Genomic DNA, 14,627 nt, shown 5'->3' with positions numbered 1-14,627 from the left:
GTGCCGAAGTCGTCGTCTGCCGCGACCTATGCCGCGTAGTGGGCGTCGCGGAATGCGGTGGCGATCGTGAGCCAGGCCAGGAAGTCGCCGGCTCCGCCGCAGACCGCGCTTCCGCCGTCACCACCGCAGACGACGCCTCGCTCGGCGGTGCGCTCTTCCTGGTAGGGGTCCTGGCCGATGTGGAGACCGAACAGGTTGGGCACACGGTGGGGTCCCGTTTTCGCTGACCATGGGTCACTCGGCGGGTTGGCGTCGCCCCATCGGAACAGGGTCGTCGCTCCCGCACCGCATGCGTGTTCCCATTCGTCTGGCGTCAAGAGCCGCTGCCCGAGCGCGGCCAATCGGTCGATCTCGCCGTCGTACGAAGGGGAGTCGAGCAGCCAGGCCGCCTCGACTGTCCAGTCCGGCCGCAGGATCACGCGACCGGCGCCCGACCACTCAATCTGCCGCGGCGCGGACCCCTCGCGTGGTCCCGGCCGCCGTCGGCTCTGGTCGACCCAGCGCACGATGTCCGGGTGATCCGGCGAGACCGGTACAGCGCCTGCCTCGACCGCCTCCACAGCGACCAGCAGCGGTGGCAGGACGACGGTCCGCGCCGGTGAGGTCATTGAGTCAGTGAAGTGCCGGATGTCACCTTCGATGCCGTACTCGTCCGCGCTCTCGGCGAAGCTCGTCTCCTGCTGCGGCGTCGGCGCGAACCGGTCGCCGTCGAACCCGACCATCACCTCGCCGCCGGGCACGAACGCGAACTGCTCGCCGCCGACCGCGAACGTGGCGATCGGAGCGCTTCGCCCCGCGTACTCGTGTGCTCTGACCTCGAGCAGCTCGGCGCCCGACCCTTTGGCGATCGATCTGGCTACCGACTGTGCCGTGTCCAGGTCGAGGCTCCACCCTCGTGCTGCGTCGACGATCATGGGCGGCAGCTTAACGCTGCCCGGCGACACGTCCGGGCAGACAAATCGCCGTGCATCCGCGCCCAGATCACAGCACGACGCTCTGGTGTCGGCCTCCGTGATCGACACCCCCACGACGACTCCAGGCCTGAGACCTCCGCACGCCATCCGTGCCGCTGGCCGAGCAAGGCCGCCGGCGGTACAGGCGACAGTAGCTGCGCGTCCGGCTGCCGTGATGCGGATGCCGTCAGCCGTGATTATCGAGTGGGGGCACGTCGGTGGCGGACAGGTCGAGTCGGGGGCGCACGTATCGGACGTGGTGTCGCCACCGGTGGTGCTCGTAGGCGGTGTCGACGTCGATTTCGGCTACGACCGTTGGGGTGATCTGGGCGTAGGGGAGTGGTTGTGGCTGCTCAAGTTGTCCGGCCAGGCAGCGGGCAGGGGTTGCGGCCAGGGGTGTTTCGCCTCTGACGTCGGGTCGTGAGGGGTGAGCAGGCTGGCTAGTTCGGTGCGCTGTGGTGGCCGCAGAGGGCTGGTGCGGCCGGTGTATCGGAGTCGTCCGTGCTGGTCGACGCGGCCGAGCAGGAGGGTTTGCGGGTTGTCGATGGTGGGGGTGACGCCGCCGATGATCGCTTCGGTGGTGCGGTAGGCCCGGAGTTTCTGCCAGCCGCGTCGGCCGGGCTCGTACCGCCCATCGAGCCGTTTGATCATGAGTCCTTCCATGCCGGCGGCTGTCCAGGTGTGCAACCACTCGACGGCTTGCTCAAGGTCGGTGGTCTGTGGCGACAGGGTGAGTGAGACCGGCGCATCGGCGAGCAGCTGCTCCAGCAGGGCTCGTCGCTCGATCAGGGTCGTGTCCAGCAGCGGCCGGCCGGGCGGAGCGCGCAGGAGGTCGAAGACGACGTAGTGCGCGGGATGACGCCCGATCAGTGCCGGTAGCTGTGCGCCGGCGGTGACCCGTCGTTGCAGCTGGGAGAAGTTGGTCCGCTCGCCTTCCCACACGACGAGCTCCCCGTCGAGGACCGCCCCTGCTGGCACGGCTTCGCTCACCGCTTCGGTGATGTCCGGGAAGTAGGAGCTGAGGTCCCGGCCGGCCCTCGATTGCAGGTACACCCCGTTCGGGCGGCGGAACGCTATCGCTCGCCAGCCGTCCCACTTCGGTTCGTAGACAACGCCCGGTGCTTCGGGCGCGGTGTCGACGGACTTCGCCAGCATCGGTGCGAAAGGCGGGTGCACCAAGTCGGTGACGGCCGTGCCGGCGCGCCGGCGAGCCGGGGTCACCGCAGCGCACGCCACAGACAGTAAGCGCGAACAACCCTCACCTCCCTTCCTGATCGTCAGGGACTTCTCGGGGCGGCCGCTGGAAGATGCCGGATGCTCGATGCCCCACGGCGACGACGAGGCGCGAAGGACTCTGCGGGACTGCCGTCGGCGGTGCCGGCGCCTCGCCGGCCGATGTGAAGTCGTCGAAAGGGCCCGTGTCTGGGCGGGTCTCGGCGCCGGGTTCGTCCCGGAGAAGCTGCGTCTGCTCGAATCTCCGGAGCCGCTTCCTCACCTCTTCACAAACATGCCCCTCGATGGACATGATCGTCAGAGACGGTGTCCGTCCACCCACGGAGGCCGAGGAGGCACCCCATGCGGATGACGCGACTTCCTGCCCGTTTCCCCCGCGCCACACGTCACACCGCCGCAGTCTTCCTCGCCATCGCCGCTAGGCCGTGTCTTCAAAGAGTCACAACCATTGGAGTAGGGCGGCGATGGTGACGGTGGCCTGGTACGAGGTGGCGGTCTTGTCGTAGCGGGTGGCGACGCTGCGGCACTGCTTGAGTCGGTTGAAGCAGCGTTCGACGACGTTGCGCCGCTTGTAGAGCTGCTTGTCGAAGGCTGGCGCTCGACCCCCGCGGTGGCCGCGTCGGCGGCGGTTGGCCTGCTGGTCGGCGCGTTCGGGGATGGTGTGCCCGATGCCACGCCGTCGCAGGTCGGACCGGATCGCCTTCGAGCTGTAGCCCTTGTCGGCGATGACGTGATCCGGCCGGACCCGAGGTCGGCCGGGCCCAGGTCGCTCGACCCGGATCGCGGCCATGACGTGGGTGAAGCGGGTGCAGTCGTTGACGTTGCCGCCGGAGAGCACGAACGCCAGGGTCCGGCCCAGGCCGTCGCAGGCGAGGTGGATTTTGGTGGTCAGTCCACCTCGACTTCGACCGAGGGCGTGATCTTGTGGTTCGTCCGTTTCTCGCCGCCCCCTTTAGCGCCCGCGGCGTGTTGGTGGGCCCGCACGATCGTCGAGTCGACCGACACCAGCCAGTCGATGTCCCCAGCCGCGTCCGCGTCGGCCTGCACTCCGGCGAGCATCCTCTCGAACGTGCCGTCCAACGCCCACCTGCGGAAACGGGTGTAGATCGACTGCCAGGATCCGTAGCGGGCAGGCACGTCGCGCCACGCCGCCCCGGCCCGGATCTTCCACACGATCCCGTTGAGCACCCGCCGGTCATCGGCCCGCGGACGACCACCGGTCGCCGCCGATGGCAGATACCTCGACAGCGCTTCCCACTCGACGTCAGACAACTCGTAGCGACGACCCACGCGCTACATCATCCGACACCAAGATCCTTTGAAGACACCGCCTAGCGCGTCGTTACTCGGCGTGAGCGCGCAGCCGGCGTCAGCCACACCGCCGGGCATCCCGTCGAAGGCCACCGCGCAGTCCCAGCTCAACGCCCTGACCGTCGCGATCCACGGCTCCACCAGCGGCTACTCGCGTGACCTGTTCCCGCACTTGATCACCACCAGCGGCAGCTGCAACACCCGCGAGCAGGTCCTCAAGCGCGACGGCACCTCCGTCGTGGTCGACAGCTCCTGCGCGGCCACCTCCGGCCGCTGGTACAGCCCGTACGACGGGGCCACCTGGTACGCCGCCTCCGACGTCGACATCGACCACGTCGTACCCCTGGCCGAAGCCTGGCGCTCCGGCGCCAACTCCTGGACCACCAGCCGCCGACAGAGCTTCGCCAACGACCTCACCCGCCCCAGCTCATCGCCGTGACCGACAACGTCAACCAGGCCAAGGGCGACCAAGACCCCTCAACCTGGCAGCCGCCCCTGTCGTCCTACCGCTGCACCTCAAGCAAGATGTGGATCACCGTGAAATACAGCTGGGGCCTGACCCTGCAGTCGTCGGAGAAGTCCGCCCTGCAGACCATGCTCAACACCTGCAGCTCCTGACCCTCCGGTTATCCCCGACCGGCCGGTGACCTTCGCCGGACGTGCCGCCGGTTGGGTACACGCCTTACTGCGGTGGGAACGATGCGGCATCAACGTCTTGCTCGCGCCAGCTGCCGCCCGCGTCGACGGCGAGGAGCCGTTTGACCATGGCGAGGGCCTCGGGCATGCGGTGGCGCACGGTCCAAACAGGCTGCGGCCGATGTTGACGTCGTCGCTGGCATGCCGCAGCTGCACCGGAGTCGTGGCGGCGCAGATGTCGGCGCAGTTCAGGCTCGTTCCCACGCCCTTGGTCGCAAATGACGTGGACCTCGTGGTCGTGTTTCTGCCACTGCGCGGGCCGCCCGCGCTGGTCGTGGTGGACTTGCCCGTGACAGCGGTGCCTTACCGGCCAGGTCCTGGAGGCGACCCATGATCGAACCCGTGCAGATCTTCTGGGCAGCGGCGGGGGACAGCATGCCGTCGCTGGGCTCCCGCGCCCTGGTCGACGTCACCGACGGCGACACCCCGAACCTGCGCATGCCCGTGCGGATGCTGTCGGTGGACACTCCCGAGGTCACCGCCCGCAGCGCGCAGCGGGCCAGCGAGATCGACCAGGAATTCGCGCAGCTCGTGGATTGGATCCGCCAGGGCAAGGCACCCATCGACCCCGGTCTGGCCGAGTTCCTGCTGCCGAAACTGGCGACCGGTCGAGCGGGGAGCCTGCACTTCACCCAGGGCCAGGCGGCGTCTGCGTTCGGCAAGCAGAACATCACCACTCGCCTGGCCCGACCGGACGGCAAGCCGCGGGCCATCTTCATCCGCACCGCAGACAGCCCGTTCGACACCAACCACCGCCTGCTGGCCTACGTCGCCCCCGACTACAGCGAGAAGGAACGCCGGGAGATCCCCAAAAGCCAGCGGCCCACGTTCAACCTCGACCTCGTCACCGCCGGCTGGGCCGCGCCGTTCGTGATCTACCCGTCCATCCCCAGCGCCGAGGACCTGGCCCTGCTGATCCAGGCCGCCGCCGACGCCCGCACCGACCGCCTCGGGATCTGGGCCGACCCGGAGACACTGCTGGCCTATGAATACCGAGCCATGGAGAAGCTGTTCCAGATCACCCGCAAGAAGGTCACCGATCAGCCCCTGACCGTCCACCAACGATCCTGGCGCGAGCGGTACTGCGCCGACATGCGCAACCGCACCCTGCACGGCCCCGAGGACTACTTCCGCATCGATCCGGAATACCGGCTGTGGATCTGGCCTCCAGACCTCCGCGACGCCATCACCCGCCTCAACCTCACACCGGCCCCGCAACTCGTCACCACGACGTAGCACCTGGCGTTTCGGGGGAGCCCGTTCACGACGAGCGGGCTACCTAGAGCGCGTGCAGGGGCGGGTATCGCGCCTCGGTGGTCCGGCGCCGGAAGCCCCCGTGTCGCGCAGAGGCCGTCCACGTGGCCGCCGAGCTCGTCGCACGTCTTATCGCTGGCCACCGGGCCTCAACGGGCCTGCGCTGATAATCGACAGGGACACGTCCAGATGGAGGAGAGCGTCCGGCCGCGGTGGCCGCCAAGCTACGGTCACGGTCGATCCTCGGTCCGCACCTCGACCGCCCCCTTGAAGGCGCACCCAGCCCCACACAGCGCCCTGCTCCTCGACCCGGGCCCGCAGCAGATCGAAGAAGTCACGACCGCTTCTGGTCATGTCGGTGACGATCTCGTCGTTGGCGGTGGCGACCAGTGCACCGTCGAGGATCTCGTACCGTACGTGCAGCAGGTCCGCCTCGCTCCGCCCGTGCCCTTCCGAATACAACCTTCGGGCGAGGTCGGTCAGGGGCGCGTAATGGCCCACCCACGGCTGCTCAACGTCGGGCTCGGCCGTACGAACGACCTCAATGGCCGCCCGGTGGACGTCCTCCCACTGCGCGATGCGGAGACGCAGCCCTGCGTTCGACTTGTCCCATCTGCGGCCTGACCACCAGTATGAGGCCGTTGCAACCGCGCCCACGTAGGCGTTGGTCGCGCGCATCAGCGATGCGACACGCGGCTGAAGAGTCGCGCATCGCCGGTCGGGGAGCCAGCCGATCTGGTTCTCGAGCCGGACAGAGCCGTCCTCCTCCAGCAGGACCACCGCGAGTGCCTGCCCGTTGTAGTCATTATCGAGGACCGGAACAATCGCGGGCGCAACCTCAGCCACCCGGACCCGGTCGCCATCCTCGGACCGCTGCTCCACGCTTGCCTCGAACAGCCGAAGACTCGCGGTCCGGTTCGCCGACCGAAAGTAGTCTCGACCCACCACGCCGCTGGCGTACTCCGGTTCGCAGGTCGGGAGCAGCGTCAGCGCCTTGACGATCATGGCTGCATTGTGCCCGGCCGAATGCCGGATCTCGCCGGTGGGCGCCGAAGAGCCGCTGCCGCAGGAGGTCCGCTAACGATTCTGCTGGTCGGGGACGGATTGCCGCAGGCGCGGTGCTGCTGGCGGCAGCGGAGCAGCTGTGGCGCGGCCTTGTCGGCTCGGGTGATCGTCGGGAGCGGTGGTTCGTCTTCGACACCGCAGGGTCGACCACCCATGACCAATTTCAGAAGGTGCCGGACCCCGCCGAAGACTTGTACCTGCGCCTAGAGCGTATCGACGGCCAAACGGTGGCGCTCTGGCCTGGCCGAGGGACCAGGCGGCGGAGGACTTCCTTGTTGCGCTGGCTGAGGCCGTGGTGCGGGCCGGGGAGTACCCCGGTGACAGGTCATTCGAGGCCGGACGCCTGTTTAGCGACCTCCGTGACCTACTGGAGCTGGCGCATGAGTCCAGAACGAGCGGAAGCACTGCTGCCCTGAGCGGCGTGATCCTGTACTGCCCACCGCAATGGGTGATAACGGAGACGGCCCTGGTCAGCGTCGGAAAGCCAGCCGGCTACTCTATCCCGTTCTCCCGCATCCTAGAACCGCACTGTCGTCGCACATGTCCGGCAAGTCGTGGCTGGACCGGGACTCCTTCGACGACGCGTTCGAGGCGGGATTCGCGCTATACGAGGCGAGAACTTCCGCTGCCACACAGGCGGGACCGGACGACGAATCGCCGTCTAATCTTCGTGTCGCTCGACACCGGCTGCCCACAAGTCGAGGACGGATGGACCGGACTCGCCCCCACGCAGCTCCTACAGAGCGTCCCACGGTGTTGCGGCGACCGTGTAGGCGGCAGTGGTTCCGTCGTCTCGCTGTCGGTATACGTCGGAGATCTCGAACGCTCCGAGCGCGGAGGCATCGCGTAGGAGGGTACGACGCCATCGCGTGCGCAAGTCGTCCGTCCAGGCGGGGTCAACGTCCGAAGCGAACGCGAGTAGGCCGTCGACATGGCGGGCGAGTCCCAGCACCGATGTGAAGCCTCTCGAAAGTTGGTGCTCTCGCAAGCCGAACTTCTCCGCCGCGTGTACATGCGTGGCGATTCTGGATCTCATCTCGCGTGGCAGTCTCACCTTGTCACCGTCGACGAGAAGGCCGAGGACGATGCGTCGCGCGCCGGGTGGCGTCAGACGGGTCTTCTTGTCGTGGGCCGCAAATCCACAGGCCGCGATCTCGTGTCTGGCCTTGTACATTAGCGATGCCGCCGCGCGGCGGTCGAAGGCTTCAGCGCTGGAGAAAACGATGTCGTCGGCGTACCGCGTGTAGACCAGCCGGTGCGCCGAGGCGAGCGCGGCGAGCGCTTCGTCTAGCGGCCGGACTGCGAGGTTCGCTATGGCGCCGCTGGTTGGAGCGCCCTGGGGAACGAACCCGATCGCGTCCGCGGAGTAGGCAGTGATGACTGAGTGCCGGTGATGCCGGACCTGGAGACGCGTGGGATGCGGAAAACCGTCCCAGGCTTGGCGGGTGCACAGCCTTGCTAGCTCAAGAGCCAGCAGGGGTGCGTAGCCAAGGTCGGCGAAGACCTTGAAGACCTGGCGCTCGTCGATCGTGTGGAAGAAATTGTGCAGGTCCATCTTGATCAGCCAGCGCGCCCCGAGATGCTGCTCAGCGCACATCCGGATCGACACGCCGCGCCGATAGGCGTAGCTGGCTGGATGCGGCGTCACGTGGTCCAGAATCCGCGCCAGAATCCATCGCTGCACGTCCATCAGCAACGGGCTGGGCGAGGAGATGAGCCGCGGCTTTTTGCCGGCGCGCCGGTTGATCGCAAAGGCGTGGTAGGGGTCGATGGACCTTTCGACGACCTTCCGGAGGAAGGGGTACGGCGCGCCGGTTCGCCATGCGAGGTGGCCCAGCGTCAACACCACAGCCACGCCATGAGCGCGCAGCCGCGCGGAGGCCATCTCGACCGCGTCGATGACCTCGTTGGACAGGCCCCGCCGCCGTCCTTCCAGACGGTAAAGGTGAGGGGAGTCGGTGGGCATCTACCTTCGATTCTCCGCCCGGCAGGGCCGAGTGGCGTGACGCCGAGGCCCCGAGGGAACAGGCACGCTACTCGTTCCAGGCGCTTGCGCGGGCTTGACCAACACCGGCGCCAACGGCACCGGCTAGCTGTGTCGGGGCCAACGGCCCCGACGGTATCTAGATCGCACCGACTCCCCTCAATGACGAAGGGTAGTAGGGATCATCGTTGGGGCTCAAGCGCGAGCGAACCCGCCGGACCTTCGACTTCCCTGCGCGAAGCGCCTCGTGTCCCTCGTCGGTGAGCCGGCGGCGATCATCGATCATGTGGAGGCGCCGGGCGGTCGCCAGCAAGAACTGAAGCTCGAAGATCTTCAGCTGCAGCACAGCCATCAGCCAGTCGTCCGTACGCGGTGGGCGGCTCAGCGCCGCCAAAACAAGAAGCAAGCGCTGCGCGTTGCGCCAGTCCTTGAAGCGCCCCGAACTCAGTTCAGGGTGCCTCAAAGCCTCCGCGATTCCGTCGAGGTCCGGGGGCATTCGATGCCCGGCCAGTGTTTCTTGTTGTTCCGGAGTCAACCGGCGATGCCCTCTGGCGAAGAAGCCCACCCATGGTCGTCCCAAGGGCTCGCCTGCCCACAAGATGTGGGGCAGCGTGTTCGGTAGGGTATGGCCGATGATCAGCAGTGATTCGCTGCGCTTGTAGCCGAGCTCGAGGGACCTCTTGGCGGCGTACCGGCTGGCGAATCGGAGGCAGAGGTCACGGACTTCGTCGCGTTGCGCGCGAGTCCAGTGCGCGGTGCTGAAGTCATGGCCAACCTCGACGTATCGGAGATCGTCGACAAGCCGGTGATGACGGACCGCGAATTCCCCTGGCCGTGAGCAGGCGTAGGTGACAATCACGAACCGGATCAGCCCATAGGATCGCCAGCTTCGGATGGACGGGTTCTGCCACCATTTGTCGAGATAGGCCTTGATGGTGCTGGAGGAGGCGATGTTGTCGTCGACCAGCACGATCGTGCGTACCCGCCGCTCCCGCAGTTCCTCCAGCGTCGGCGAGGCGATGACCGATCCCAGATACCGCAGGGTCTTGGACACCTCGCTGACGATGTTCGCGGCGATGTGCTCACTGCCGTCCAGCTGACCGTAGGGCCGGGCTGGGAACGGCTCGGTGTAGGTCAGCTTGTCGTCCACGGGGCGCACCGGATAGAACGCGACTGGGCCCGCCTCAAGGGTTTCCTTCGCTACGTCGCGCATCAGCTGCTTCACGCCGGCGCGGTACTCGTCAGACGAGACGAACCGCAGAGCATCGAGGAGCCGGATAGCCGCAGGCCGATAACTGGGCGGAAAGTTTTCCAGCCAATCCCGTCCCTCTCGTGTTTCGCTGAGGCGAACGGCCGTCACGCGGCCAGCCTACCTTCGCCACTGGGCCAAGTCACTGAGCCAATCCGCGCCACGTACAACGAGATGTCCGCGCTGTCGCGCTGGGTGGGCCGGACTGCGGCTGGTGCGGGGCAGCGCTGACCGTGCGGTTGTTGTTCGGGTGCGGCTCTTCGCCGGTCCGGCGCACCACTGCCGTCGGCTGGCGCCGCACGCAGGTGCGAATCCCCTTCGACGACTCCGCCGAGGTCGATGGAGTGCTCCAGGGGCCGGTGAATGCGCAGTTCAGCGCCGAGACACCGGGCGGGCGCGCAGGGTGGAGTAGGGGCAGGCACGAACCTGCGCCACCGGGTGCCCGAGCCTGTCGGGACATCCGAGCGGTGCCCCCGTCTACCCCCGTTACCGAAAACCATCCGAAGGGCTGACAATCATTGACAACTGATGATCGCAGACAGGTGCGTTTGTGCAGACCAATGCAATCATCTGACGACGAGCGACTAACACGAGACCGACGCACTCGTAATGCGTCGGATTTCGTGCCATCTGGTGGGTGAGGGCGCAGAAGTCCTTGTCGACGGCGGCATCGACAGTAGCGAGTGCTGGTTCGTGGGTGCCGGGCAGAGTGGCCCGCCGGATCTGCCGGGCGTTGTTCGCGAAGCCGTTTGGTTCTCTCTGCGGCTTTGGACACCGGTTGAACGTCAGTCTCAGCATCGCATGATGGTCTGACGATTTCGTGTCCAGGAGTTTCGACACCACCACAAGGCTGCTGCTCCGATGCCGGTCAGGCGGGCTCGATCGGGGGTGTGCTTATTGCGGAGTGAGCTACAAACCGGTGATCATGAGGGCCGGTCCGTGTCTCCGCTGGTCGGCGTCGCAAGCGGCATTCATGGGACAGCTCCAGGCGGCGCCACTCGCTGCGGGAGCCGCATCGCAGCTGGCCAGGGCCTTCTCGGCGATCCCCCTCAGAAAGAAACACACCCCTCTTCGGCCAGGCCCGCACCGACCTACCGGCTACCTTAACGCGGGAAACGCCAGCAGCGCCGACCGGATGAACTCGACATTCTCGTCCCCGTCTTCCCCGACCTCCATGAGCGCCTCGTGCGCACCCAGCCGGTTGTCGTCCGCGAATGTCCAGTTGTTCTCAAAGTCGCCCGCCACCCAGAACAGGACAGCCGCGTTGTACTTCACCATCGCCAACCCGGCGAACGTCAGCGGCTCGGGGTGCGGGTTGCCTTCCTGGAGCATGTCGATCAGTTTCGACTCCGCCTCCTGGCAGGCCGCCAACGCTGCCTCAAGATCTCCAGTGCAGATGTGAACCGCTGCCAAGTTGTTCGCTGTACGCGCGGTGCCGTACTGCTCCTGCCAGTCGTCCCTGTTGCGGCGGGCGTTCAGCACGGTCTCGATGGACGCAGCGTCAGGGAACAGCTCAGACCTCGACTCGACGTACGGCGGCCGGCCCTCGCCAGTCAGAAGGAACTCGCGGTGGCCGTTGATACCTTCGATGATGGGAGCAGGGCCAGTCATGGCTCAAGCCTATGGGCGGTGCGCGTCCACGATGTCACCGGCGGCCACGGCTGGCTGATCGACATGCTCGCGCTCACCCGACTGTGCCTGCAAACCTCCGACGACCCCTAGGCATGCGACGACTCGCGTCACAACTAGAGGAAGTGCAGCGGTGCTGTTGGGTGCGCTGGGCCTCGTCGCTACCAGCATCGGCGGTAGCAGCCTTGATTCCACTGGTCGCGGCTCCGGGCAGGCTGCGCCTGTATTGAAGGACGGTTTGAGTAGTTGTCTATCGTCACCTTGACGGGAAGATGGCGGCCACGTCGTCTGCGGTGATAAGCCGTCCACGAGAGGGTGCGAGCAGCTTGCCCAGCCATCCATCCTCCTGAGGCAGGAGCGCCTCGATCCTCGTCCGAGCCGCACCGCGTGCTTCGGCGTTGTTGTCGCCGCACAACGCGTCGTACTGGCGAAGGCGGTCGGCCAAAACGTCGTAAAGCCGTACGGCCGCGCCGTGGTTGATCAACACGATCTTGTCATGAGCCGCCTCGGCGGCGTCGTCCTTGGTGGTAGTGGCGGGAGTTAGTAGGCAGCCGAACACGCGGGTCTTCGCCGATCGCCTGGTCTCGACCTCAATCTGGCCAAGCAATTGGTTTACGTCGTCGCGGATCAGCGGCTTGGGTTCGCCCTTCCGGACAGTTTTTACCTCCCAGACGCGGCGCTCGGCGCGCTTGACGGTGGACCAAGTCCAGCGGCAGTCCGTAGCGCTCTGCTCGGTCTTGGGCGGGCGTTCTCCGCTGGCCCCTGCGAGGCGAGCGAGCCTGATCAGGGCCTCGCACTGTTGGTCGTGGTTGCCGGTGAGCAGGGCTCGTCCATCGGAAAGGACGCGGTCAAGCCGAGCACCGGTCTCGCGGCGCCACTCATCCCAGGCGAGGAAGAACCGGTCGGTGTCGTCGGCGGTCTGTTCGTAGCCCTCGAGGTCGGCGACGGTTCGGGCCAGTCGGCGGAACCACGTGGTGCGCGGGCCGCCAGCGGTGGCGTCCTCGAGTGCCTTGCATGCGGCGGCCAGGTCTTGGGGGCGTCCGCGATCGAAGTGGGCATGGGCTTCCACGTAGCGCCAGAACGCGCTGTGTTCGGTTTCCCCGGCTTCGGCCAGTTGAGCGGCAGCTTCACTCGCCTTCTTGGCCGCTCCTCCGTGGTCGCTGAGCCACAGGTCGGTCGCTGCGGAGACTTCCGCGCTGGCGCTGGAGACGTCGCTGGTTCCGCCAATATTGCGGCCGGGCCGCGACTTACGGCGAGGACTCTTCGGTGCGGCGGTCTCCGTGGAGGCCGGGGCTTGTGTGACTGGTTGCCAGAACGAGGTGCAGGCGTGCAGGGTGCCCTCCCAACCCTGGTCATAGATCTCCAAGGCGGTGCGGATGCTGGGTTCGGTGCCTGCGGGGATCGACTTACGGACGGCAGGGTCGGCGAGCATTTGCGCGAAGCTCGGGTCGAGTCCGAGGTAGAGGGACCGGTCGGTCTTTTCGCGATTGGCACGGCCCAATGCTTGGGTGACGCGCTGGCCGACGCGGTGGCGCATGAAGCTGGCGTCGCCGAGGTAGGCGACGACGAAGCGCTCAAACTCGCTGCTGGCCTGCGGGACGGTGGTGATGATTACCAGCTTGCACAGGTCACCCGCGAGGTCGAGCCCGTCGTAGCGGCCGGCGGTAATCAAATGTCCGTTGGCGACGCGGCTCCAAGTGTCGACCATTGAGTCATCCCCAGGGCGAAGACGGTAAACCTGCTGTCCGTGGGTGCTGAGCGCCTCCTGGAGGGTGTCAGCTTCGGCGTGGCTGGCACACAACCAGGCTGCACGGCCGCCGGCTGCCTGAGTTTGGGTAAGAGCCCAGCCGAGAACGTGCCGGTCCAATGCGGACTCGGCACTGGGGTTGAGCACCAGCAACCGCTCGCCCGTTGCGCCAGGCGGCAGTGGTGTGGCGGTGGTGAGACGGGTGATCGGCCCGCCTCCAACTCGGCGCTGGAGATCATCCATTGATCCCAGAGTGGCCGACAGGTAGATCCGCTGCTTAGCGCGGCTGTACTGCGGGTTGAGCGTAGTCGGCGGGTGGTAGGGGCGGACCTCGATGCCGGAGGGACCGATCAGAACGCCGCACTGCGTGAGGTGGTCGCGGACCGTAGGCCAGACGTATCTAATTTCGTCCTTGAGGTTGCGGTCCGTAACGAGCGGCGATGCCGCGATAGCGTCGTGCGTTTGGCCCACGATTGCGGCCCAGTCGCTGAAGGACAGCAGCTCGGGAGGGGTACTAGGCCGTGCGGTGCCGTCCAACATTGCGCGTAGGCCGGGGTAGGCGTCGGTGTGCGCCACCACCAGCTCGCAGATCGTCCGATAGAGCTGGCGGGCAGGGCCGAGCTTGTCAGGGATGCGCAAGGTCTGTAGCCCGCTGAGGGGCTGCTCTGCAAGGTGAGCATCATCGAAGATGACCAGGTCTGCGGCTCCGACCTTCGGATCGCTATTGAAGTAGACCCAGTAGTTCATTACGCCGACGGCCTGGGCCTGGTGGTAGTCGTCGAGCTTCGCGCCGCCATAGTCCTTAGCGGCGAAGCGGACCACGTCCAGTCCGAGATCTTCGGCTTCCTTCTCAACCCGCTCGGCGAGCTGGCGGGTACCGGTCAAGTAGGCCACCGACCAACCGCGGCTGAGGGCATGATCGGCGATCAGCAGGGCTAGCAGGGTTTTGCCCTCGCCCGTAGGCATCTCAATGGCTAGATCCGCGGTATCGAGGTGTTGGTCCGCGTAGGTGGTGAGAACCTGATGCTGACCGGGCCGTAGCTGGGTGAACCTCGCCGACCCGAAGTCCACCAGGTTCTGCTCGAAGTCCAGCTCCGCCGCGTCGGTCACCGCTCACTCCTCATTCGGAAGGTATGAACTTTACGGCGCGGAGCGCTTCTTGGGCTGCGCCATCTCGGCCCGCCAGCGCACGTGCGTAGCGACCGCCGTCAGACGACGTGCTGGAGCTGCGGGTGGAGTCCGATGGTCTCGGGACGAACCCGGCGATCATGCCCTGGCGGCGACCCTTCCAGTCCGCGACGTTGGCGGGGCGGCCAGTTCCCGGATAGGGCGCGCGCCCGGTGGGGCCGTGAGTGTTCCGGCAACCGGCCGCAGTGCCGCCTTTTGCCCTGCAAGCCCCTGCTAAGGGTCGACTACGTATCAGTGACGAGCGTTGACAGGCTGACGATTGCGCCTGTGCAGGTCGGTGATGGTTTCTGTTGATCACCAGCGCCGCACCGGCACTGA

9 protein-coding genes and 2 pseudogenes are annotated in these 14,627 nt (G+C 66.7%); 2 read left to right on the top strand and 9 right to left on the bottom strand.

Annotated elements, in window-relative coordinates; all coding sequences use genetic code 11:
* Positions 1 to 26 precede the first annotated feature (26 nt).
* The 3 genes and pseudogenes from ACTMSW_RS18855 to ACTMSW_RS18845 form a co-directional block, all read right to left on the bottom strand.
* On the bottom strand, positions 27 to 914 hold the full coding sequence (locus ACTMSW_RS18855; protein WP_441181930.1) for a hypothetical protein: 888 nt from the start codon (positions 912 to 914) through the stop codon (positions 27 to 29).
* A gap of 345 nt (positions 915 to 1,259) precedes the next feature.
* The gene (locus tag ACTMSW_RS18850; protein WP_441181929.1) at positions 1,260 to 2,108 is read right to left on the bottom strand and encodes an ATP-dependent DNA ligase; all 849 of its coding nucleotides are present in this window, start codon (positions 2,106 to 2,108) and stop codon (positions 1,260 to 1,262) included.
* 517 nt (positions 2,109 to 2,625) lie between these two features.
* Positions 2,626 to 3,476: pseudogene (locus ACTMSW_RS18845) on the bottom strand (IS5 family transposase).
* Positions 3,477 to 3,504: 28 nt separating this feature from the next.
* Here ACTMSW_RS18845 and ACTMSW_RS18840 point away from each other — a divergent pair.
* A pseudogene (locus tag ACTMSW_RS18840) lies at positions 3,505 to 4,115 on the top strand (HNH endonuclease family protein).
* A gap of 408 nt (positions 4,116 to 4,523) precedes the next feature.
* Positions 4,524 to 5,429 carry a thermonuclease family protein gene (locus ACTMSW_RS18835; RefSeq protein WP_441181928.1) on the top strand — a complete coding sequence of 302 codons (906 nt, stop codon included), beginning with the start codon at positions 4,524 to 4,526 and terminating at the stop codon, positions 5,427 to 5,429.
* A gap of 147 nt (positions 5,430 to 5,576) precedes the next feature.
* Here the strand turns inward: ACTMSW_RS18835 and ACTMSW_RS18830 are convergent, their stop codons facing one another.
* The 6 genes from ACTMSW_RS18830 to ACTMSW_RS18805 form a co-directional block, all read right to left on the bottom strand.
* Positions 5,577 to 6,452, bottom strand: coding sequence for a hypothetical protein (locus ACTMSW_RS18830; protein ID WP_441181927.1), 876 nt, complete (start codon positions 6,450 to 6,452; stop codon positions 5,577 to 5,579).
* Positions 6,453 to 7,248: 796 nt separating this feature from the next.
* Entirely contained in the window at positions 7,249 to 8,478 is a 1,230-nt protein-coding gene (locus tag ACTMSW_RS18825; RefSeq protein WP_441181926.1) for a reverse transcriptase family protein, read from the bottom strand.
* Between the two features lie 157 nt (positions 8,479 to 8,635).
* Positions 8,636 to 9,856 (bottom strand): phosphoribosyltransferase-like protein, encoded by a 1,221-nt coding sequence (locus ACTMSW_RS18820; protein WP_441181925.1) that lies wholly within the window; start codon positions 9,854 to 9,856, stop codon positions 8,636 to 8,638.
* A 375-nt stretch (positions 9,857 to 10,231) separates the two neighbouring features.
* Positions 10,232 to 10,585, bottom strand: a complete 354-nt coding sequence (locus ACTMSW_RS18815; RefSeq protein ID WP_441181924.1) for a hypothetical protein — start codon at positions 10,583 to 10,585, stop codon at positions 10,232 to 10,234.
* Between the two features lie 258 nt (positions 10,586 to 10,843).
* Positions 10,844 to 11,356, bottom strand: coding sequence for a hypothetical protein (locus tag ACTMSW_RS18810; protein ID WP_441181923.1), 513 nt, complete (start codon positions 11,354 to 11,356; stop codon positions 10,844 to 10,846).
* A gap of 274 nt (positions 11,357 to 11,630) precedes the next feature.
* Positions 11,631 to 14,231 (bottom strand): DEAD/DEAH box helicase family protein, encoded by a 2,601-nt coding sequence (locus ACTMSW_RS18805; protein ID WP_441181922.1) that lies wholly within the window; start codon positions 14,229 to 14,231, stop codon positions 11,631 to 11,633.
* Between the last annotated feature and the right edge of the window lie 396 nt (positions 14,232 to 14,627).

Source organism: Micromonospora sp. BQ11 (assembly GCF_052068135.1).
Taxonomy (GTDB): domain Bacteria; phylum Actinomycetota; class Actinomycetes; order Mycobacteriales; family Micromonosporaceae; genus Micromonospora.
The sequence above is the reverse complement of the archived record's forward strand: the minus strand, read 5'-3'. Positions and strand labels throughout refer to the sequence as shown.

Bases quoted from the DNA above. Each gene is read 5' to 3' on its own strand.
- ACTMSW_RS18855 (WP_441181930.1), bottom strand. From the start codon at position 914: ATGATCGTCGACGCAGCACGAGGGTGGAGCCTCGACCTGGACACGGCA.
- ACTMSW_RS18830 (WP_441181927.1), bottom strand. From the start codon at position 6,452: ATGATCGTCAAGGCGCTGACGCTGCTCCCGACCTGCGAACCGGAGTAC.
- ACTMSW_RS18835 (WP_441181928.1), top strand. From the start codon at position 4,524: ATGATCGAACCCGTGCAGATCTTCTGGGCAGCGGCGGGGGACAGCATG.
- ACTMSW_RS18825 (WP_441181926.1), bottom strand. From the start codon at position 8,478: ATGCCCACCGACTCCCCTCACCTTTACCGTCTGGAAGGACGGCGGCGG.
- ACTMSW_RS18810 (WP_441181923.1), bottom strand. From the start codon at position 11,356: ATGACTGGCCCTGCTCCCATCATCGAAGGTATCAACGGCCACCGCGAG.
- ACTMSW_RS18850 (WP_441181929.1), bottom strand. From the start codon at position 2,108: ATGCTGGCGAAGTCCGTCGACACCGCGCCCGAAGCACCGGGCGTTGTC.